Raw genomic sequence first — 19,136 nt, 5'->3', positions numbered from 1 at the left:
CGGCTTTACCGAAGCCGATCACGCTTGTCCCCAACTTGTCCACAGCTCTCGGGGAACCTGTGACTGGATACCCCCATTCATCCCCAGGTTGTCCACAGATGGGTCCCCACCCTGATTTGGCATCGGCCTTCCGGGGGATCTAGCGTGCCCGCTCGGGCCTGTACTCACGGTGGCGCTCCGCGTGTCCTGCGACGGCCGGCCGGCGTGGTCGCCGATCATCGGGAGGCGGGCACGGGGACGGGAGCACGGGCGCCGGCCGCGTGCTTCGAGAGCGAAGATCCGGCATAATCGAACGCGTGTTCGACACGATGAGGAGGTGTCCGAGGCGGTGGCGCTGACCGACGACCGCGGTCCGACGTACGCGGAGTCCGACCCGGGTCCGAGCGACCCCGGCTCCGGCGGGTTCGACCGCCAGCCACCACAGGACATCGCGGCCGAGCAGTCGGTGCTCGGCGGGATGCTGCTGTCCAAGGACGCGGTCGCCGACGTCATCGAAGCGCTCGGCCCCGACGACTTCTACCGGCCCGCGCACCAGGCCATCTACGACTGCATCCTCGACCTCTACGGCCGCGGCGAGCCTGCCGACCCGATCACGGTGTCGGCGGAGCTGGAGCGGCGCGGCGAGCTGGGCCGCGTCGGCGGCGCGCCCTACCTGCACACGCTGATCGCGACGGTGCCGACGGCCGCGAACGCGGGCTACTACGCGGAGATCGTCGCGGAGAAGGCGGTGCTGCGCCGGCTGGTCGAGGCGGGCACCCGGATCGTGCAGTACGGCTACGGCGCGGCGGCGGGCGACGGCGCGAACATCGACGAGGTGGTCGACCGCGCGCAGGCGGCGATCTACGACGTCACCGAGCGGCGGACCAGCGAGGACTACGTCGCGCTGGAAGAGCTGCTGCAGCCGACGATGGACGAGATCGACGCGATCGCCTCGCGCGGCGGCCAGTCACAGGGCATCCCGACCGGCTTCGCCGACTTCGACGAGCTGACCAACGGCCTGCACCCGGGCCAGATGATCATCGTCGCGGCCCGTCCCGGTGTCGGCAAGTCGACACTGGGCCTGGACTTCGCGCGGTCGGCGTCCATCCGGCACGGCCTGACCAGCGTCATCTTCTCGCTGGAAATGAGCCGCACCGAGATCGTCATGCGCATGCTCTCGGCCGAGGCCAAGATCCGCCTCGCCGACATGCGCGGCGGCAAGATGTCCGACGACGACTGGACGCGGCTGGCCCGCCGGATGAGCGAGGTGTCCGAGGCGCCGCTGTTCGTCGACGACTCGCCGAACATGACGATGATGGAGATCCGCGCGAAGGCCCGCCGTCTGAAGCAGCGTCACGACCTCAAGCTGGTCGTCCTCGACTACCTGCAGCTGATGACGTCCGGCAAGCGCGTCGAGTCGCGGCAGCAGGAGGTCTCGGAGTTCTCCCGGCAGATGAAGCTGCTGGCCAAGGAGCTCGAGGTGCCGGTGATCGCGATCAGCCAGCTGAACCGTGGTCCCGAACAGCGCACGGACAAGCGGCCGATGCTGTCCGACCTGCGTGAGTCCGGCTCCCTGGAGCAGGACGCCGACCTCGTCATCCTGGTCAACCGCCCGGACGCCTGGGAGCGCGACGACCCGCGGGCGGGCGAGGCGGACCTGATCATCGCCAAGCACCGTGCCGGGCCGACGGCGACGATCACCGTCGCGCACCAGCTGCACTACAGCCGGTTCGTCGACCTCTCGCACGACTAGCCGAGGGCGCTGTACCCGCGGACGAACGCCGTGAGGAGCCTGCCGAACGTCTCGCGGTCCTCCTCCGGCCAGTCCGCCATGACCTCGGCGAACACCCCGCGCCGGAAGGCGTGCATGTCGTCGAGGTGTGCCTGGCCCTCCGGTGTCGGCACGAGCACCGCGCGCCGCCCGTCGCGCTGGTCGGCTTCGCGGCGGAGCAGGCCTTGCTCGACCGCGCGCGCCACCAGGCGGCTGGCGCGCGGCTGGTCGACGCCCATCGCCGTGCTCAGTGCCGTCACCGTGCTGGGCTCGCCGCGTTCGGCGAGTTCCTCGACGACGTCGAGCAGCTCATACACCGGGTCGTGCGCGCCGCGACCGCGCGCCTTGCCGATCCGGCTCAGTGCCCGGCGCTGCTGGCTGCGGCGGATCGCGATCATGGCGCGCTCGACGTCGGCCACCGCGTCCGTCATGGTTGCCTCACCTCCGAACTACATGTACTTTTACATGTAGTTGTCCATCAACATTCAGGAGTCTCCATGAAACCCCTCGGCTGGTGGCTGCGCCACCTCCACGAGCTTCTCGAATCCTCCATGGGCCGGATCCTCGACGAGGAGTCGCTGACCCGGCGGCATTGGCAGGTACTCAACACGATCGCACTCGGCGCCCGCACGCCGGAGGAGGTCGACGAGGTCATGGCGCCGTTCGTCGCCGCGGACGGCTCGATGGCCCCGAAGATCGCCGACCTGCGCGAACGCGGCTGGGTCACGGAAACCGGCGAGCTGACAGCCGCGGGCCGCGAAGCTCACACGCGTGTCGAGCAGCGCGTCCAGGCCTTCCGCGCAACGGCGATCGACGGCATCGGCGACGACGACTACCGCACGACGATCCGCACGCTGGAGCGCTGCGCGGCCAACCTCGAAGCGGCCTGAGGAATATCCCGGGCCGCGCCGGCGTCGGATACTCTAGTAGTTGAATTTTCAATCACTGGAGCGCTCGATGACCCGCACGCCGGTTCTCTACCTCAGCCACGGCGCCCCGCCGCTCGCCGACGACGCCACCTGGACCCGCCAGCTCGCCGGCTGGGCGGCCGACCTGCCGAAGCCCCGCGCGATCCTGGTCGTGTCGGCGCACTGGGAGGAGGCACCGCTCACCATCGGCGCGACGACGACGGTGCCGCTCGTGTACGACTTCTGGGGCTTCCCCGAGCGCTACTACCAGGTGAAGTACGCGGCACCCGGCGCGCCGGAGCTGGCGGAGAAGGTGCGGAAGCTGCTGCGCTCGACAGCCACGCCGGTGCACGACGCGCCGGAGCGCGGCCTCGACCACGGCGCCTACGTGCCGCTGGTCGAGATGTACCCGGATGCCGACGTCCCGGTGCTGCAGGTGTCGATGCCGTCGCTCGACCCGCGGGAGCTGTTCGACCTGGGCCGCAAGCTGGCGCCGCTGCGCGACGAAGGCGTGCTGATCATCGGCAGCGGCTTCTTCACCCACAACCTGAGCGGCATGGCCCGCTCCGCCGACGGAACCCCGCCCGCCTGGTCGGCCGAGTTCGACCACTGGGGCGCGGAGGCCCTCGCCGGCGGCGACGTCGACACGCTGCTCGACTTCCGGCACAAGGCCCCGGCGGCCGCGCTGGCGCACCCGCGGATCGAGCACTTCGCCCCGCTGTTCGTCTCCCTGGGCGCCGGCTCGGCCGAAGCCGCCGGCCGCACGGTGATCGACGGCTTCTGGCACGGCCTCGCCAAGCGATCCCTCCAGTTCTCCTGACCCGCGAACGCGAACGAGCCCCAGGAGCCGGGTGGCTCCTGGGGCTCGCCGTCTCCAGGGAAGGAGAGCTTTCCGGGGTCCGTGATCGCGGGGAGGGGGCGTTCCGTGCGAGGTCGCCCTCGCGGCGCGGTGGAACGCCCGCCCGCGAAAACGGGGTCTGGGGCCGGGCGGACCCTGGCTGGGCCCGCCCGGCGTCACCGCACTACTTGCGCTTCACCAGGCCCAGCAGCTTCGCGAGGAAGCCGGTGGAGTCCAGGCCCGACATCGCCGGAACCTGAGCGGCCGGGGCGGCGCTGTCCAGCACCGGCAGCTTCGCGTTCACCGGCAGGGCCGGGGCGGCGGGCAGGGCCGGGAGACCACCCAGGGCGGGCAGCGCGGGCAGCGCGACCGGCAGGCCACCGGTCGGCAGGTCCGCACGCTCGGCGGGCAGGGCGGGCAGCGACGGCACGGCCGGCAGCGCCGGAACCGCGACGGGCAGGCCGGCGGCCGGCAGGTCCGCACGCTGCGTGCTGTGGCCCGGCAGGGCACCACCCAGCGCCGACAGCCCGGTCACCGCGGGCAGCGCCGAGGTCGACGGCAGGGTCGGCTTCGGCAGCGCCGGGACGCCGGAGATGCCACCCGGGGTCGGCAGGTGCGCCAGCTGCGACAGCCCGGCCAGCGGGCTGGTCACCGGCGGCACGTCGGCACGCTGGGTGCCGACCGGAGCCGTGGTGGGCAGCGCGGGCAGGCCCTGCAGCGGCAGCCCCGCCGTCGGCAGGCCACTGGCGAGCCCGGTCAGCGACGGCAGCTCGTCGGCCGCCATCTCCGAACCGTCGACCGGGAACGCGATGGCGTCCTCGGCCTCGTCGATGCTCGTCACGTCGGTCGCGTCCGCGGTGGCGACCCCGAGCAGCTCCAGGGGCACCCCGTAGATCTGCACCGGCAGCGCGAACGCGTGGTAGAAGTTGTAGCCCGACAGGCCGGACCCGTTGCCCTCGGTGACCGGCTCGCCACCGTTCTCCGTGGTCAGCGTGTTGTCGCCGACGGCGTGCGCGACGCCGCCCACGGTCACCGCGTCGCCGAACAGCTGCGCGATCGCGGTCACCGGGATGTCGAGGATGTTGCCGGAGATGGCCCCGTCGAGGCCCGACGTGGTGTCGTCGCCGGCGTTCTCCACCGAGGTCATGTTGATGCCGGTGCCCTTGGCGACACCCAGCGCGCTGACGGCGTCGCCGAAGACCTGCACCACCGGCAGCGCGTCCACGCCGACGATGTTGCCTGCCACGCTGCCGCGGTCACCGTTGGTGGTGGCGTCGCCGCCCGCCGCCGACTGCAGGTCGTTGGTGCCCGTGCCGGTGCCCAGCGCCGCCCCGGCGATCCCGTCGCCGAAGATGTTGCCGGCACCCGCGATCGGGGCCTTCACGATGTTGCCGGTCAACGCACCGTCCTGGCCGTCGGTCAGCGCGTCGCCGCCCGCCGAGGAGTCGGTGATGTTGTCGTTCTCGCCGGTGCCGATGCCGCCGAGGGCACCGCCGACACCCATCGCCTGCAGCGGCAGCGAGACCGGGGCCTCGATGATGTTGCCCGCGCCGGCACCCGCCGGGCCGTCGGCCGAGACGTCGCCGCCCGCGTGGGAGGTCGTGTCGGTCGAGCCCTTGCCGTGGCCCTGTCCGATGAACGCGCCACCGATGTTGGCGACCTGCACCGGCAGCGACGCCGGCACCGTGCCCAGGTTCGAGCTCAGGAAGCCGTTGTCGTCGTGGGTGCTGCCACCGCCGCCGCCGGAGACGACCTTGGTCTCGTCGGCCGAGCCGGAGCCCTGGCCGATGAACGAGCCGCCGATGCCGAAGACCTCGGCGGGCAGGCCGACCGGCACCTGGACGACGTTGCCCGAGCCGGACGAGTTGTTGCCCTGCGTGCCGTCGTACGCCCCGGCGGTGACCGTCTTGTCCTCGGTCGCCGCACCGGACGCGTTGCCGATGTGGCTGCCGCCGATGCCGAAGACCTCGGGCGCGCCCGCGGTCTGGGTGTTGATGATGTTGCCGCCGAGGACGGAGTCGTTGCCCCGGGTGTAGCTGCCGTTGCCGGCGTTGTCGTCGGTGGTGTTGTCGTGCGCGGCGTTCGCCTGGCCGATGTACGTGCCACCGATGCCGAAGGCCTCGACCGGCAGCGCGACCGACGGGTTCAGGACGTTGCCCGAGCCGCTCGCGTTGTCACCGGCGGTCTTGACGAAGCCACCCGAGTCGACAGTGCTGGAGGAGCTGCCGGATTCGGGGAGGCCCGAGGAGGCGTTGCCGATCCACGAGCCGGCGACACCCGCGACGTTCGCGATCGGGGACAGCGAGGCCGCCCCGCCGTTGCCGGACAGGAACGAGTCGTTGCCGCTGGTCTCGAGGTAGGTCGGGATGCCGAGGCTGCCCTCGCGCGTGTCCCCGGCCGTGGCGTCGGCGGAGGTGTTGCAGCCGTCGGAGTTCGACAGCGAGCCCCACACCGCACCGGAGTTGCAGTTGAACTTGACCGGCAGGGCGATCGGCGCACCGACCACGTTGCCCGACCCGGCGCTGTTGTCACCGGAGGTGAACAGCGAGCCGCCGGAGGTGGCGACCGTGTCGGCCGAGTAGCCGTGGCTCTGCCCGTTGCCGAGGATCCACGAAGCGGCGTTGCCGGTCACCTGGACCGGGGTGGCGAACTGGCCCGCCACGATGTTGCCCGAGAGGGCCGAGCCGTCGCCGTTCGTGTCGACGTTCCCGGTCTCGTTCGCGCTCTGGCTGGCCGACCCACCGGTCACGCGGCCGGTGCCGCCGGCGACGCCGCCGCCGTTGCCGGCGATCTGCACGGGGAGCGCCCAGTCGAGGGCGACCGCGTTGCCCGCGATGCTGGAGCCCTCGCCGGTCGTCGCGATGTCCTGGTTGTGGTCCCAGGTCTGGGTGTGGTTCCCGCCCTGGACGTTCGCGTCGCCGATCACGCCGATCGCGTTGTCCACGATCTGGATCGGGACGACGACGTCGCCGGTGACCTTGTTGCCCTTGAGCAGGTTGTGGCTCGGCGTGAAGGCGCCGGCGCCATCGGCCTTGGTGACACCGCCGAGGGTGCTCTGGCCGATCGGGCTGCCTTCGTCGACCTGCTTGACGGCCTCGTTCGCGGCCGTGGTGACCGGCTTGGCGCTCAGCTCCGTCTGCCCGGCGGGCAGGTCCAGCTGGCCGAGGGGGGTGCCGACCGCGTTGTTGGCTTCCTGGATCGGAACCGTGACGTTGAGGTCGAGCGGCGAGGCCGGGGTGTCGGGGTTGACGTTCTCGTCAGCCGAAGCGATGCCGGTACCCAGCATCAGCAACCCACCCGTGACAAGTGCGGTCTGGAGTCCGCGCTTTGCCCACGTCTGCATGGGGTTTTTCTCCTTTATTTCGGGTTCCCTTGCGGGCTCGTGGAGGTGCCTCGAACGGCACCAGAGGGGGATGGAACTTCTTGCGGGCGCACGAAAGCGCACCGCCGTGGCACGGATGGTTCGCGGACGCGGGGACGCCGTCAGATGAAGACGGACTTGGGTGCGTCAGCTACCCGTGCAGGGAGGTGTTCAGTCAGGAGTGACACCGGGCTGCTCGCCCGGGGTGCGCGCCGTCTGGCGCAGGCCGGCGCGGCTCATCGCCGCGACGGCGGTGTCGACGGCTTCGGTCGTCCAGAACGGAACGCCGAAGTTGAGGCCGTCGAGGTGTCCACCGGGGGCCGTGGTGCCACCCGGGGCGGTGGGGACGGACGGCGCAACCGGAAGCTGCGCCGGGGTCAGCGGCGACGGCAGGTCACGGTGCGCGTCGCGGGCCTTGCCCGCCGCACCGGTGCGCTCGTCGTGCTGGAAACCCGTCGGCATCGCGAGCGCGGCTCGCAACGCGGCGGGAAGTTCGACGGCCGAGACGGCGACCGTGTCCGTGGTCTGGCCGACCGGCGCGGTGACCGGCGCCTGCTCGACCGGGGCGAGACCCGGCAGCTGCGGGAGCAGGTCGCCCTCGCGGGCCGGGTCGAACAGCTGCCACACCTGGCGGCCGAAGTCCTTGGCAGGCTCGGGGGCGACGGTCTCCTCGAGGACCCGGCGGGCGTCCTCCGGCTTGCGGGCGATGTGCTCGACCGCGCCGAGGGTGCGCTGCACCGGGCTGACGACGGTGTCCGTGGCGAGGTCGGTGACCGAGTCGCTGACGCGCTCGGAGACCTCGTGCTCGAACACGCGCGGGCTGCTCCACTCCGTCGCGGCCTGCGGCGAGGTGGCGACCTCGCCGGAGACGTCCGAGACACCGCCGGTCACGTCGCCGAGGTCGCCGGCGGTCGCGTCGGCGACCGGCGCGACCGGAACGGAGACGGTGTCGGCGGAAGCGGCGGCGCCGGAAACGAGCCACGCGGCGGCCGTGCCGGCCACCGCGCCACCGAGGACGAACAGCACGCGCGACACGAGACGGCCGGCGCGCTGCGCGCCCTGCCCCTCGTTCGCCGCGGTGTTCGCCACTCGTGATCTCCTCGTGCTTGGTCCGTGATGGACGTGCCGTTGCGGAAGCGACCTAACCAAACCCGCGCCCCGCCGCGCATCCTCGACACGACTTGATGCCCCCATCGTGTGAAGAACACAGCGTGTAGCCCGTTCTGACGTCGGGTGATCACCGCTGGCCGTCCGGCATGCCGGACGCGGCAGGGCGAAAGCGGCCGGATCGGGCGGTCCAGCCGCTACGGTGAGCCGGTGAGCCACGCGCGACGCGAAGACCAGTTCCTGCCGGAGCACGAGGACATCACCGGGCTGATCCCCCGGGGCCTGCGCATCAGCGCGGCACTGGCGTGGCGGTTCATCGTGGTGGTCGCCGCGCTGTACGCCGTGGTCTGGGCGATCGGCTACCTGTCGGTCGTGGTGATCCCGCTGGGCATCGCGCTGCTGCTGTCCGCGCTGCTCGCGCCCGCGGTGCAGAAGCTGGTGGCGGTGAGGTTCCCGCGCGGGCTGGCGACGGCGATCGTGCTGATCGCCGGGCTCGCCGTGCTGGGCGGGCTGCTGACGTTCGTCGTCACGCAGTTCTCCTCCGGCCTGCCGCAGCTGCAGAAGCAGCTCAACGAAAGCCTCAACCAGATCAAGGACTGGCTGATCAACGGCCCGGCGCACCTGCGCCAGGAGCAGCTGCAGGACTTCATCAACCAGGTCTTCGGGTTCCTGCAGAACAACCAGGCCTGGCTCACCGACACCGCGCTGACCACGGCGAGCACGGTCGGCGAGATCGTCACCGGCTTCCTGCTCACGCTGTTCATCACGATCTTCTTCCTCAGCGGCGGCGAGACGATCTGGACGTTCCTCGTCCGCGGTGTGCCCGCGCGGGTGCGCAACCGGGTCGACGTCGCCGGGCGCCGCGGGTTCGCGTCGCTGGTCAGCTACGTGCGCGCGACGGCCGCGGTCGCTGTCGTCGACGCGGTCGGCATCGGCGTCGGGCTGTGGATCGTCGGCGTGCCGCTGGTGATCCCGCTGGCGACGCTGGTGTTCCTCGGCGCGTTCATCCCGATCATCGGCGCGGTGATCACCGGCGGCGTCGCGGTGCTGATCGCGCTGGTCACCAACGGCTTCATCGGCGCGGTGATCGTGCTCGCCATCGTCGTCGGCGTGATGCAGCTGGAAAGCCACGTGCTCCAGCCGCTGCTGCTCGGGCGCGCGGTGAAGCTGCACCCACTGGCCGTCGTGCTGGCGATCACCGGCGGCCTGGTCGTCGGCGGGATCGCGGGCGCGCTGATGGCCGTGCCGATCCTGGCGGTGCTCAACGCGGGCATCCGGTCGCTGCTGCACGAGACGGACCCGGACCCGGCCGAGGTCGACGTCCTCAAGGACCAGGCCGCGCAGCCGAACGACGCCGAGCCCGGGTCGCCGGGTGCGGAAGTGCCCACGCGCGGCGAAGAAGAATGACCGCCGCGCGCACTCCCGACCCGGTCACGCCGATGTGGCGGGGCGTGCTCGCCTTCCGCGTGCTCACCTGGGCGTTCGCCTGCGGCACCGTGATCGTCCAGAGCGGGCACTACCGGCGGGACTGGCTGGCCTGGACGGTGCTCGGCGTGATGGCGCTGTGGTCGGTGGTCAGCAGCTTCCTCTACCTGCGCGAGCGGACGCGGCCGCCGTGGCTGGTGGTCTTCGACCTGGTACTCACCACCGCGTTGCTGCTGACCTCGCCGTGGGTGCTCAGCGACGCGCAGTTCGCGCTGAACGTCCCGCTCATCACGACGGTGTGGGCGGCCGTGCCGCCGGTCGCCGCGGGCGCGCGGTTCGGCGCGGCGGGCGGGGTGCTCGCCGGGCTGGTGGTCGGCGTGGCGACCGGGATCGCGCGGGAGAAGTTCGACCTCGACGTCGCCCGCGACGGCGTCCTGCTCGCCGCCGCCGGCCTGCTGGTCGGCATGGCGGCGACGATGGGCCGCCGGTCCGCGGCCCGGCTGGAGCAGGCACTGCGCAAGGAAGCGGCCACGGCCGAGCGCGAGCGGCTGGCCCGCTCGATCCACGACAGCGTCCTGCAGGTGCTGGCCCGCGTCCGCAAGCGCGGCAACGAGGTCGGCGGCGAGGCGGCGGAGCTGGCCCGGCTGGCGGGCGAGCAGGAGATCGCCCTGCGGTCGCTGGTGACCACCGAGCCGGTCCGGCCCAACGACAGCGGCCGGACGAGCCTGCGAGCGGCGTTGCAGCTGCTCGCGACCTCGTCGGTGCAGGTATCGGCCCCGGCGGACGACGTCGAGCTGCCCGCCCACGTCACCGGCGAACTCCTCGCCGTGACCCGCGAAGCGCTGTCGAACGTCGAAAAGCACGCGGGCCCGGACGCGCACGCGTGGGTCCTGCTGGAGGACCTCGGCGACGAGGTCGTGGTGAGCATCCGCGACGACGGACCGGGCATTCCGGACGGCGTTCTCGAGCAGGCGGCGGCGGACGGGCACCTCGGCGTGGTGGAATCCATCCGGGGGCGGGTCCGCGACCTCGGCGGGAGCGCGACCCTCGACACCGGGCCCGGCCGGGGCACGGAGTGGGAGGTCAGGGTGCCGAAGGCGAAGGGTGCGAAATGAGCGAGCCGCGGATTTCGGTGATGGTGGTCGACGACCACCCGATCTGGCGGGACGGGGTGGCCCGTGACCTGACCGAGCACGGCTTCGACGTGCGGGCGACGGCACCGGACGCGGACGCGGCGCTGCGCATCGCGCGGACCGTGCAGCCGGACGTCGTGCTGATGGACCTCAACCTCGGCGGCAGCTCCGGGGTGGACGCCACCCGCGAGATCACCGCGGCACTGCCGTCGACGAAGGTGCTGGTGCTGTCGGCGAGCGGCGAGCACAAGGACGTCCTGGAGGCGGTGAAGGCGGGCGCGTCCGGCTACCTGGTGAAGTCGGCGTCCGCGGCGGAGCTGGTCGACGCGGTCCACCGGACCGCCGCCGGCGACCCGGTGTTCACCGCGGGACTGGCCGGGCTGGTGCTCGGGGAGTACCGGCGGATGGCCGACGCGCCCGCGGAAGGCGCCGAGCCGCCCCGGCTGACCGAGCGCGAAACCGACGTCCTGCGCCTGGTGGCGAAGGGACTGACCGCGCGGCAGATCGCCGAGCGGCTGGTGCTGTCGCACCGGACGGTCGAGAACCACGTGCAGTCGACGCTGCGGAAGCTGCAGCTGCACAACCGCGTCGAGCTGGCCAGGTACGCGATCGAGCACGGCCTCGACGACGCGTGAGGGTTCAGGGGAGGACGGCGATCCCCGACCAGTCGCCCGGCGGCAGCGCGGCCGTGCCCATGCGCCACTGCGGTTCGCCCGGGTGCCAGGCGGCGAGGACGCCGTCGGCCAGCACGAGGTCGCCGTCTTCGCTCCAGTCGATGCCGCCGCCGCGCTTGAGGTGCTCGGTGATGAACGGCATCCCCGGCGCGTGCTCCCAGGTCCGGGTGTCCGGCCGGAGCAACCAGATGTCCCGCGTCTGCACGGGCCCGCGATAGGACGGGTTGGCGAAGTCGACGGCGAAGATCCGGCCGTCCCGCGACGGGACGACGGTCGGCGGGCCGCCGCTCACCGGCCTGGTGAGCGGGGTGGTGCGGCCGTCGCGCAGGTCGAGCAGGCTCAGGTCGGTGAAGCCGTCGAGCAGCAGCCAGTCGCCGGCGGCCCCGAGGATGCGGGGGTGCTGGCGGACCGAACGGCCGGTCCGCGGGTCGATCAGCACGTCCGCCGACTCGGCGGAGCCCGAGTGGACGGTGATCAGCAGGCCGTGCCGGATTTCGCCGCGGACCTGGACCCGGCAGCCGGCGGGCCCGCCGCGGCCGAAGTCGCCACCGGCAAGCGAAACGTGCTGGAGGCGGCAGTTGTCCGTGGAGTCCTGCCGGACCAGCCAGACGCCGTCGCCCGCGGCGTCCGGCGCGACCGACCACGCCTGGCCGAGGGACCGCGGCGGGCTCGCCGGGCCGGTGTACTCGAGGATTTCGAAGGGTTCGGTGCTGTGCGTGTACGGCGGGTAGACCGTCAGGACGACGTGCTCGCCGACGCGCAGCACGCTCAGGACCCGGTTCCCGTCCGGGTAGCCGGGCGGGGTGGCCACGGGTCCGTGGTCGGCGTCGAAGACGGTCGGGCCGGTGGTCGGGAGCAGCGCCGTCACCCCGATCCCGCCGGTGCCCCGGACCCCCAGCAGGCCTTCCGGAGGGTCGGGCGCGGGACTCGGTGAAGCCGTCGTGGCCGGCGGTGGCGGCGGCGGGGTTTCGGCCGTGCACCCGGGCAGCAGGAAGAGGGCCGCGACGACCGCGGCACCGCGGAATACGGGTCCGTTCAGGGTTTTCCCCCGATCTCCCTGGTGAAATCCGGTTCTACCATCGTGGGCATGGGCCAGGAAGAGACTCCGGTGACCGACACCAAGCCGTTGAGCGAGCGCGATCTGCGGGTGTCCGACGACGAACGCGAGCACGTCGTGGGGGTGCTGCAGAAGGCGATCGGCCGCGGCATGATCGACCTCGACGAGTTCACCGAGCGCACCGACCGCGCACTGGCGTCGCGGACCCGCGGCGAGCTGAACGCGGTGCTGGCCGACCTGGCCGGCCTCTACCACCCGGCCGCGGCCGTCGCCGCCGCTCCGGCGTACGCGCCGCCGACGGGCTACAGCGGCTACCCCGCAGGGCAGCGCTTCGAGCTGAACGCGAAGTACTCGTCGCTGCACCGCGGCGGGCCGTGGGTGGTGCCGTCGGAGCTGGTCGTGCGCAACAAGTACGGCTCGACGAAGCTGGACTTCACCGAGGCCCAGGTCCAGTCGCCGGTGGTGCACATCGAGCTGGACGCCAAGTGGGGCTCGGTCGAAATCATCATCCCGGAGCACGCCGCGGTGGACGTCAACGCGATCAGCGACGTCACGCTCGGCTCGCTCGAGGACAAGACCCGCAGCAACGGGCGGATGGGCAATCCGCGCTACGTGCTGACCGGCCGGATCCACGGCGGATCGCTGGTCATCCGCCACCCGCGGCGCGGTCTCTTCGGCTAGCCGGGGTCCCTCTGCCCCCGGCAACCGGCAAGGCCTCCCCACCCCCGGCATCGGGTGGGGAGGCCTTCGCCCGTCAGGCGGCCCGCAGGTTCTTCACGACGAACCGGACGAGGACGGCGAAGGCGACGGCGGCGAGCCCGGCGACGACGTGCAGCCCGGCGGCGAACCCGTGGGCGCGGACGACGGCGCCGCCCAGCGTGCCGACGGTCGCGAGGCCGAAGGAGTACCCGAACTCGTTGACGGTCTGGGCGAGCGCGGAGGCGGCCCCGGCCTTGCGCACCGGAACCGAGCCGACGACGAGGTCGGTGCCCAGCGCGACCATGGGCCCGACCCCCAGCGACGTCACGGCGAAGCCGAGCGCGGGCCACACGGGCCCGCCGGCGGCGTCGGCGAAGACGAGCGTCGCCATCCCGGCGGCGGCGAGGGCCACCCCGCCGGCGATCAGGCCACGGGCCGGGAACCGCCGGGCGAGGACCGGCGCGGCGAGGAAGCTGACGGTCGAGGCGGCCATCCCCGGCAGCAGCCCGAGCGCGGCCCCGACCGGCGAGAGCCGCTGGGCGAGCTGGAAGAACTGCGCGACGAACAGCATGGTGGTGCCCCCGAGCATGCTGAACAGCAGCATCCCGCCGAGGGTGGTGCGGAAGGCGGGAACGGCGAACAGGCTCAGGTCGACGAGCGGGTCGTCGAGCGTCCGCTGCCGCTGCACGAAGACGTACCCGACGGCCAGCCCGGCCACGAGCGCGGCGACGGGCACGAGGTGGACACCGTCCCGCGCGAGTTCCTTGACGCCGTAGACGGCGGGCAGGATGGCCCCGAGCGAGAGGGCGACACTCGGCAGATCGAGCCGGCCGGCGGTCTCGTCGCGGTACTCGGGCAGCAGCTTCGGGCCGAGGACCAGCAGCAGGACCATGGCGGGCACGCCGAGCAGGAAGACCGAGCCCCACCAGAAGTGTTCGAGCAGGAAGCCGCCGACCACGGGCCCGACGATCGCCCCGACGGTGAAGCACCCGGCCCAGATCCCGATGGCCTCGGCCCGCTGCCGCGGATCCCGGAACATGGTGCCGATGAGCGAGAGGGTCGACGGAGCCAGCGTCGCCCCGGCAATCCCCAGCACGGCCCGCGCCCCGATGAGCATGGCGGCACTGGTGGAGAAGGCGGCAACCACGGAGGCGGCCCCGAAGGCGGCGGCCCCGGCAAGCAGCAGCTTCCGCCGCCCGATCCGGTCACCGAGGGTCCCCATGGTGACCATGAAACCGGCGATCAGGAAGCCGTAGACGTCCATGATCCAGAGCTGTTCGGTGCCATCGGCATGCAGGGCATCGGCCAGCCGCGGAAGGGCGAGAACGAGGACGAAGACGTCCAGCGAGACAAGCAGGGCAGGCAGCGCCAGCACGGCCAGCCCAACCCATTCCCGGCGCCCGGCCCGCAGAGCGGGGGCTTCGACGGTGGCGGTCATGAGGACGTCCTCTCTGTTCGGCTTTCACCTCCTCGTCGAGCGAACACACCCGGGATCGACAACCCGCCGCGATTTCTTGCGCCGGTTTTCTTGCACCGAAGGCCGCCCCGGCGATTTCCGGGACGGCCTTCGGCAGGTGGGGTTGTCCACACCCCTCGAACAATGTGGACAGCTCCGCATGATCAGCTTCGCACAGTCCGGCACTGTCGGTGATGACCGATAGACTGAAAGTGGGGGGGGCGCCCCCAGGGGCGGGGGGTGTTTTGCCGCTTTCGCCTGGGGGGAGGGCCTGGCAGCCGGTTGGCGGCGCCCCCCCCCCCCCCCCCGCGGGTTAGATTATTGCTCAAGGGGGGGGGTGGTCCGGCTACCAGCACTAAAACACCCCACTTCCGCGGCAGCACGTCAGGGCGAGCTGTCGCGACCGTGCGGACCAGGGGGAGACGTTCGCGCAGCCGATCGCCCCAAGCTGGGTCAGGGACGAGCCGTCGCGACCGTGCGGAGCCGGGCTCCACCAGCCGGCCTCAGCAGAGCAGAGGTGCGCCCGGGCCACGGGAGACGTTCGCCAAGCCCAGCGCGGCCGACCGACCAGGGCGGGGTCAGCCGCCGGTCGACCGGAGCGGGACTTGACCAGCCCGGCCTGAGCTGCCGCGACCGTGCGTCAAGCCGGCCGATCCGAGCGGGGTCAGGGGCGAGCCGCCGCGCGGGCCGCCGCGGGGTCGGACGTTTCCAGGACCGCCGTCGCCAAGGCCTCGCATTCCGCCAGCGTTGCGCTTGCCAGGCTCGCGCCGACCGCACGGATCGCCGGCGCGTTCATCGAAAGGCTCGTCAGCCCCAGGCCCGCCAGGACCAGCGCCAGCCGGGGGTCCGCGGCCGCTTCGCCGCAGACGCCTGCCGGTTTGCCCGTGGCCTTGGCCGCGTCGCCGATCAGCTTCAGCAGGCGCAGCAGGCCCGGCTGCCACGGGTCGTTGAGCTGGGCTACCGCGCCCAGCTGGCGGTCGGCCGCGAACGTGTACTGCGCCAGGTCGTTCGTGCCGACCGAGACGAAGTCGACGACGTCCAGGATCTCGCGGGCACTCAGCGCCGCCGCCGGGATCTCGATCATCACGCCCGCCCTGGCGATGCCCGCCGCGCGGACGCGGGCGGCGAACCAGGCCGCTTCCTCGACCGTCGCGACCATCGGAGCCATCACCGAGACCTCGGCCCCTGAATCGGCCGCCGCGCCCGCGATGGCTTCGAGCTGGCGGTCCAGCACCTCGGGCCGGTCGAACGCCACGCGCAGCCCGCGGACACCCAGCGCCGGGTTCGGCTCGGCCTCCGGCGAGAGAAAGGCGAGCGGCTTGTCGGCGCCCGCGTCCAGCGTCCGCACGATCACCGGCTTGCCGCGGAACGGCGAAAGCACCGCCGTGTACGCCGCGCGCTGGCCGGCGACCGACGGCTCGTCCGCGGCGTCGAGGTAGCAGAACTCGGTGCGGAACAGCCCGACGCCCTCGGCGCCCGCGTCGGCCGCCGCCCGGGCGTCGGCCGGGGAGCCGACGTTGCCGTAGACCTTGACGCGGTGGCCGTCGGCCGTCGCGCCCGTGCCGTTCCACTCCGCGAGCTGGGCGACCGTCGCCGTGACGACCGGGGCCGCCGGGTCCGCGACCTCGACCGTGCCCGTGTCGCCGTCCACCGCAAGCGCTTGCGCGTCCAGGGCCAGCAGGCCGCGGACCGCGACGACGGCCGGGATGCCGAGCGCGCGGGCCAGGATCGCGGTGTGGCTGGTCGGGCCGCCCTCCTCGGTGACGAGGGCGAGGACCTTGGCGGGGTCGAGGCCCGCGGTGTCGGCCGGGGCGAGGTCGCGGGCGACCAGCACGCTCGGCGACGCCAGCTCGGGGACCCCCGGCGGCGCGATGCCGAGCAGCTCGGCGATCAGCCGGTCGCGCACGTCCCGGACGTCGCGGACGCGTTCGGCCATGTAACCACCCGCCGCGGCCAGTGCTTCGGCGAAGCCCTCGGCGGCCTGGTAGACGGCACGCGCGGCAGGCAGCCCCTGCGTCTTGACCAGCTGCTCGGCCTGCGAGGCGAGCGCCGGGTCGGCAGCCATCGCGGCGGTCGTGATCAGGATCGTCGCCGCCTCGCCGGTCGCGGTCTCGGCCTGTTTCTCCAGCCGGCCGGCGACGATCGCGGCCGCGGGCGCGATCCGGGCGGCTTCGGCGGCGGGATCGGCCGGGGCGGGAGTCGCGGCGGGCTCGCCCAGCGGCTCGGCAACGCGGACGACGGGACCACTCGCGCGGCCGGGGCTGACGGCGACCCCGGACAGTGACGACTCAGACATGGTCTAGACCATAGCTCAGATAGGCCTGGATATCTCGTGGTGGCGGGCACAAACCGCGTTGCCGTACCTGTTCGAGCACCGGCCGGACCTCCTCGTGCCACCAGGCTTCGGCCAGCTCGTCACGGCTGCGCACCGGCCGTCCGGCCAGCATACGGCGGAATCCCCAGGCCTCGGCCGAGTCGGCGAGCCGGAACCAGTCGGCGGGATCGTCGAGCCACAGCCCGAGGCGGACGTCGTCCGGCAGCGGGACGCGCTCCAGGAACATCCGCTCGGCGGTCTTGGACGGCAGGTCGGCCAGCGTGAGGCAGCGCAGCGCGCAGGCGACCGTGCTGATCCAGCGCACCCGCGCGCGGATGACCCGGGCCCCGCGGGCGCGGGCGATGCCGACGCGGTGATGGCCGTCCTCGACGAAGAACATGTCGGACAGGCGCACGAGCCGCACCGGCGGCAGGTCCGCCGACGTCCGTGTCAGGGACTCCCAGCGCTCGCGCAGCGCCCGGTTGCGCGGCCGGAACTCGCGGTCGAAGTCCCCGGCGCGGGCCACCGTGCCGACGATGCCCTCCACCGGCACGTCGTAGACGCCTTCGTCGACCTCGGTCTGCTTGCCCAGCGCCTGGAGCGTGTCGTCGAGCGGCATGATCGCGAGGTGGTCGGGGCGCCGCGCCTCGGCGATCGCCCGCAGCTGGGCGGCGTAGCCGCGCCACCAGGCCGAACCGAACGAATCGCCCATGTGACGGGCAACACGCGCGGCCCGGTGATCATTCCCCGAGGTCGGCGGCGGTCGGGTAGGACGGCTGGGCCCCGGGCCGCGTCACGCTGAAGGCCGCGACGCGCACGGCCCGCTTCGCGGCGGTGACCAGGTCGGCGCCGTCGGCGAGCGAAGCGGCGAGCGCGCCCGCGAAGGCGTCCCCGGCCCCGGTGGTGTCCACGGCGTCGACCTTCGGCGACGCGACCTCGGTGCTGCCCCCGGCCTCGACGACGACCGCCCCGGCGGCGCCCAGCGTGACGACGGCCGCGCGCGGCCCCAGGTCGAGCAGCTTCCGGAAGTCCGCGCCGGGCCCGGTGAGCCAGGCGGCCTCGTGCTCGTTGACCAGCAGGACGTCGATCCTGCCCAGCGTTTCCGGCGACAGCTTCGCGGCAGGCGAGAGGTTCAGCAGCACCTTGACGCCGTTTTCGGCCGCCCGCGCGACGGCGTGCTCGACGGTCGGCAGCGGCACCTCGAGCGAGACGACCATGACCTCGACGCCGTCGAAGACGGCCTCGACGTCGGCGGGTTCCAGGCTGGAGTTGGCGCCGGGGGAGACGAGGATGGCGTTCTCGCCGTCCGGGGTGACGGTGATGTAGGCGATTCCGGTCGGCCGGTCGCTGGTGCGCACGAGCCCGGTGTCGACCCCGGCGGCACGCAGGGAGTCGAGCAGCAGCCGTCCGTAGGGATCGTCGCCGACGGCGCCGAGCAGCGCGACGTCCGCGCCGAGCCGTCCGGCCGCCACGGCCGTGTTGGCCCCCTTCCCGCCGGGCGAGAGGACGGTGTCACCACCCAGCACCGTCTCCCCGCCACCCGGCCGCCGGTCCACCGCGACGACGAGGTCGGCGTTGGCCGATCCCACAACGAGCACGTCAGAGTTCATGCCCGAACTGTGTCACGAACGGGCTTGGACCAGGTCAGCGAGGATGGGCAAGGGGAAAGTGAAGGTTTTTGTAACTTATCCGGTGCCGGGTGCGACAATCATGCGTGCAGCGGCTACCCGTCACTCGATCGGGGGATGTCCGTCCCCCGGCCGTCACTTCGTGACCCCGGTCCCGCTCTCCAGGTGCGTCATCACGCCGGTCGTGATGACGTTGCCCCATCCGGCGCGAGCCGGGCAGGGCATCGGGTCGCCGGCGCCGATCACGTAGCCCCCCGAGTGATCGACGCCGGCGGCGCCCCTGCGGTTTTCCCCACCCGGCCTTACGGACAACCGGCTGTCCGAGCCGCTCGGCGGCTCCTAGCGTCGGGTTCATGAGCATTTCCGACTGGAAAAGGACGTTGTACGCGGTTCTCGCGCTGCCCGCGTACCTCGCGGGGCCGGGCGCGAGACGGTGGCTGGCGCGACGCTGCCTGGACGCGGAACCGCGAGGCGGGAAGGCGTTTTTCGCGTGCCTCGCCGGCTTCCCGCTCGGGCTGCTGATCTGGTACCTCGTCGGCCGGATCACGACCTTCGGGTTCTTCTGGACGGAGGAGGGCGCGGCCGGGTCGTGGGGCGGTCCCTCGCTGATCGGCGCGTGGACCGTGCACTTCTTCGGCGCGCTCGGCATGGCCGTGGTGTGCATGTGGGTGCTGCGGCCGCTGACGCGCCGGCAGGTGCGAACGGCTGACCTGGGCCGATTCCGCACACGGCCGGTGAGCGATGAGGTATCGTCCGTGACGGAGGGGTGATCGAACGCGAGGGGAG

16 protein-coding genes are annotated in these 19,136 nt (G+C 72.5%); 8 read left to right on the top strand and 8 right to left on the bottom strand.

The features are described from left to right. Positions 1–328 precede the first annotated feature (328 nt). The gene (gene dnaB / locus ABJI51_RS27540; RefSeq protein WP_348949821.1) at positions 329–1,732 is read left to right on the top strand and encodes a replicative DNA helicase; all 1,404 of its coding nucleotides are present in this window, start codon (positions 329–331) and stop codon (positions 1,730–1,732) included. Here the strand turns inward: dnaB and ABJI51_RS27535 are convergent. Further along, a complete protein-coding gene (locus tag ABJI51_RS27535; protein ID WP_348949630.1) occupies positions 1,729–2,181 on the bottom strand; it encodes a MarR family winged helix-turn-helix transcriptional regulator in 453 nt (150 codons plus the stop codon). The two genes, dnaB and ABJI51_RS27535, sit on opposite strands and share 4 nt — an antisense overlap. Before the next feature lie 66 nt (positions 2,182–2,247). Between ABJI51_RS27535 and ABJI51_RS27530 the strand changes: the two genes are divergently transcribed. Then, positions 2,248–2,640, top strand: a complete 393-nt coding sequence (locus ABJI51_RS27530) for a helix-turn-helix domain-containing protein (protein WP_348949631.1) — start codon at positions 2,248–2,250, stop codon at positions 2,638–2,640. A 67-nt stretch (positions 2,641–2,707) separates the two neighbouring features. Beyond that, complete coding sequence (locus ABJI51_RS27525) at positions 2,708–3,478, top strand: dioxygenase family protein (protein WP_348949633.1); 771 nt, start codon at positions 2,708–2,710, stop codon at positions 3,476–3,478. Between the two features lie 202 nt (positions 3,479–3,680). Here ABJI51_RS27525 and ABJI51_RS27520 read toward each other — a convergent pair whose 3' ends face one another. Both ABJI51_RS27520 and ABJI51_RS27515 read right to left on the bottom strand, forming a co-directional pair. After that, positions 3,681–6,839, bottom strand: a complete 3,159-nt coding sequence (locus tag ABJI51_RS27520; RefSeq protein WP_348949635.1) for a beta strand repeat-containing protein — start codon at positions 6,837–6,839, stop codon at positions 3,681–3,683. A gap of 189 nt (positions 6,840–7,028) precedes the next feature. Beyond that, positions 7,029–7,946 carry a hypothetical protein gene (locus tag ABJI51_RS27515; protein ID WP_348949637.1) on the bottom strand — a complete coding sequence of 306 codons (918 nt, stop codon included), beginning with the start codon at positions 7,944–7,946 and terminating at the stop codon, positions 7,029–7,031. Positions 7,947–8,174: 228 nt separating this feature from the next. Here ABJI51_RS27515 and ABJI51_RS27510 point away from each other — a divergent pair, with 228 nt between their 5' ends. From ABJI51_RS27510 to ABJI51_RS27500, 3 genes are read left to right on the top strand one after another with little or no spacing between them, the layout of a single operon-like run. Next, the gene (locus ABJI51_RS27510) at positions 8,175–9,371 is read left to right on the top strand and encodes an AI-2E family transporter (RefSeq protein WP_348949638.1); all 1,197 of its coding nucleotides are present in this window, start codon (positions 8,175–8,177) and stop codon (positions 9,369–9,371) included. Then, a complete protein-coding gene (gene macS, locus ABJI51_RS27505) occupies positions 9,368–10,504 on the top strand; it encodes a MacS family sensor histidine kinase (RefSeq protein WP_348949639.1) in 1,137 nt (378 codons plus the stop codon). The genes ABJI51_RS27510 and macS overlap by 4 nt, the downstream gene beginning before the upstream one ends. Beyond that, on the top strand, positions 10,501–11,157 hold the full coding sequence (locus ABJI51_RS27500; RefSeq protein WP_348949641.1) for a response regulator: 657 nt from the start codon (positions 10,501–10,503) through the stop codon (positions 11,155–11,157). Before macS ends, ABJI51_RS27500 begins: the two co-directional genes overlap by 4 nt. A gap of 4 nt (positions 11,158–11,161) precedes the next feature. Here the strand turns inward: ABJI51_RS27500 and ABJI51_RS27495 are convergent, their stop codons facing one another. After that, on the bottom strand, positions 11,162–12,064 hold the full coding sequence (locus tag ABJI51_RS27495) for a hypothetical protein (RefSeq protein WP_348949642.1): 903 nt from the start codon (positions 12,062–12,064) through the stop codon (positions 11,162–11,164). Between the two features lie 219 nt (positions 12,065–12,283). Between ABJI51_RS27495 and ABJI51_RS27490 the strand changes: the two genes are divergently transcribed. Further along, entirely contained in the window at positions 12,284–12,934 is a 651-nt protein-coding gene (locus ABJI51_RS27490; RefSeq protein ID WP_348949644.1) for a DUF1707 SHOCT-like domain-containing protein, read from the top strand. Between the two features lie 73 nt (positions 12,935–13,007). On the opposite strand, the gene ABJI51_RS27485 is transcribed toward ABJI51_RS27490, so the two are convergent. From ABJI51_RS27485 to ABJI51_RS27470, 4 genes are all read right to left on the bottom strand, one after another. Further along, positions 13,008–14,390, bottom strand: coding sequence for an MFS transporter (locus ABJI51_RS27485; RefSeq protein WP_348949646.1), 1,383 nt, complete (start codon positions 14,388–14,390; stop codon positions 13,008–13,010). A gap of 682 nt (positions 14,391–15,072) precedes the next feature. After that, a complete protein-coding gene (gene ptsP, locus ABJI51_RS27480; RefSeq protein ID WP_348952442.1) occupies positions 15,073–16,704 on the bottom strand; it encodes a phosphoenolpyruvate--protein phosphotransferase in 1,632 nt (543 codons plus the stop codon). After that, complete coding sequence (locus ABJI51_RS27475; RefSeq protein WP_348952443.1) at positions 16,697–17,434, bottom strand: hypothetical protein; 738 nt, start codon at positions 17,432–17,434, stop codon at positions 16,697–16,699. The genes ptsP and ABJI51_RS27475 overlap by 8 nt, the downstream gene beginning before the upstream one ends. A gap of 28 nt (positions 17,435–17,462) precedes the next feature. Beyond that, positions 17,463–18,332, bottom strand: coding sequence for a ribokinase (locus ABJI51_RS27470; protein ID WP_348952444.1), 870 nt, complete (start codon positions 18,330–18,332; stop codon positions 17,463–17,465). 371 nt (positions 18,333–18,703) lie between these two features. Here ABJI51_RS27470 and ABJI51_RS27465 point away from each other — a divergent pair, with 371 nt between their 5' ends. Further along, positions 18,704–19,120: a hypothetical protein gene (locus ABJI51_RS27465; protein ID WP_348952445.1), complete on the top strand. Its 417-nt coding sequence runs from the start codon at positions 18,704–18,706 to the stop codon at positions 19,118–19,120. Positions 19,121–19,136: the final 16 nt, after the last annotated feature.

The organism is Amycolatopsis melonis (assembly GCF_040064235.1).
GTDB lineage: Bacteria > Actinomycetota > Actinomycetes > Mycobacteriales > Pseudonocardiaceae > Amycolatopsis > Amycolatopsis melonis.
The sequence above is the reverse complement of the archived record's forward strand: the minus strand, read 5'-3'. Positions and strand labels throughout refer to the sequence as shown.

What these genes read in the sequence shown, in the direction of transcription:
- ABJI51_RS27535 (WP_348949630.1), bottom strand. Translation starts at nt 2,181, where the DNA reads ATGACGGACGCGGTGGCCGACGTCGAGCGCGCCATGATCGCGATCCGC.
- ABJI51_RS27530 (WP_348949631.1), top strand. Translation starts at nt 2,248, where the DNA reads ATGAAACCCCTCGGCTGGTGGCTGCGCCACCTCCACGAGCTTCTCGAA.
- ABJI51_RS27525 (WP_348949633.1), top strand. Translation starts at nt 2,708, where the DNA reads ATGACCCGCACGCCGGTTCTCTACCTCAGCCACGGCGCCCCGCCGCTC.
- ABJI51_RS27520 (WP_348949635.1), bottom strand. Translation starts at nt 6,839, where the DNA reads ATGCAGACGTGGGCAAAGCGCGGACTCCAGACCGCACTTGTCACGGGT.
- macS (WP_348949639.1), top strand. Translation starts at nt 9,368, where the DNA reads ATGACCGCCGCGCGCACTCCCGACCCGGTCACGCCGATGTGGCGGGGC.
- ABJI51_RS27500 (WP_348949641.1), top strand. Translation starts at nt 10,501, where the DNA reads ATGAGCGAGCCGCGGATTTCGGTGATGGTGGTCGACGACCACCCGATC.
- ABJI51_RS27490 (WP_348949644.1), top strand. Translation starts at nt 12,284, where the DNA reads ATGGGCCAGGAAGAGACTCCGGTGACCGACACCAAGCCGTTGAGCGAG.
- ABJI51_RS27485 (WP_348949646.1), bottom strand. Translation starts at nt 14,390, where the DNA reads ATGACCGCCACCGTCGAAGCCCCCGCTCTGCGGGCCGGGCGCCGGGAA.
- ptsP (WP_348952442.1), bottom strand. Translation starts at nt 16,704, where the DNA reads ATGTCTGAGTCGTCACTGTCCGGGGTCGCCGTCAGCCCCGGCCGCGCG.
- ABJI51_RS27475 (WP_348952443.1), bottom strand. Translation starts at nt 17,434, where the DNA reads ATGGGCGATTCGTTCGGTTCGGCCTGGTGGCGCGGCTACGCCGCCCAG.
- ABJI51_RS27470 (WP_348952444.1), bottom strand. Translation starts at nt 18,332, where the DNA reads ATGAACTCTGACGTGCTCGTTGTGGGATCGGCCAACGCCGACCTCGTC.
- ABJI51_RS27465 (WP_348952445.1), top strand. Translation starts at nt 18,704, where the DNA reads ATGAGCATTTCCGACTGGAAAAGGACGTTGTACGCGGTTCTCGCGCTG.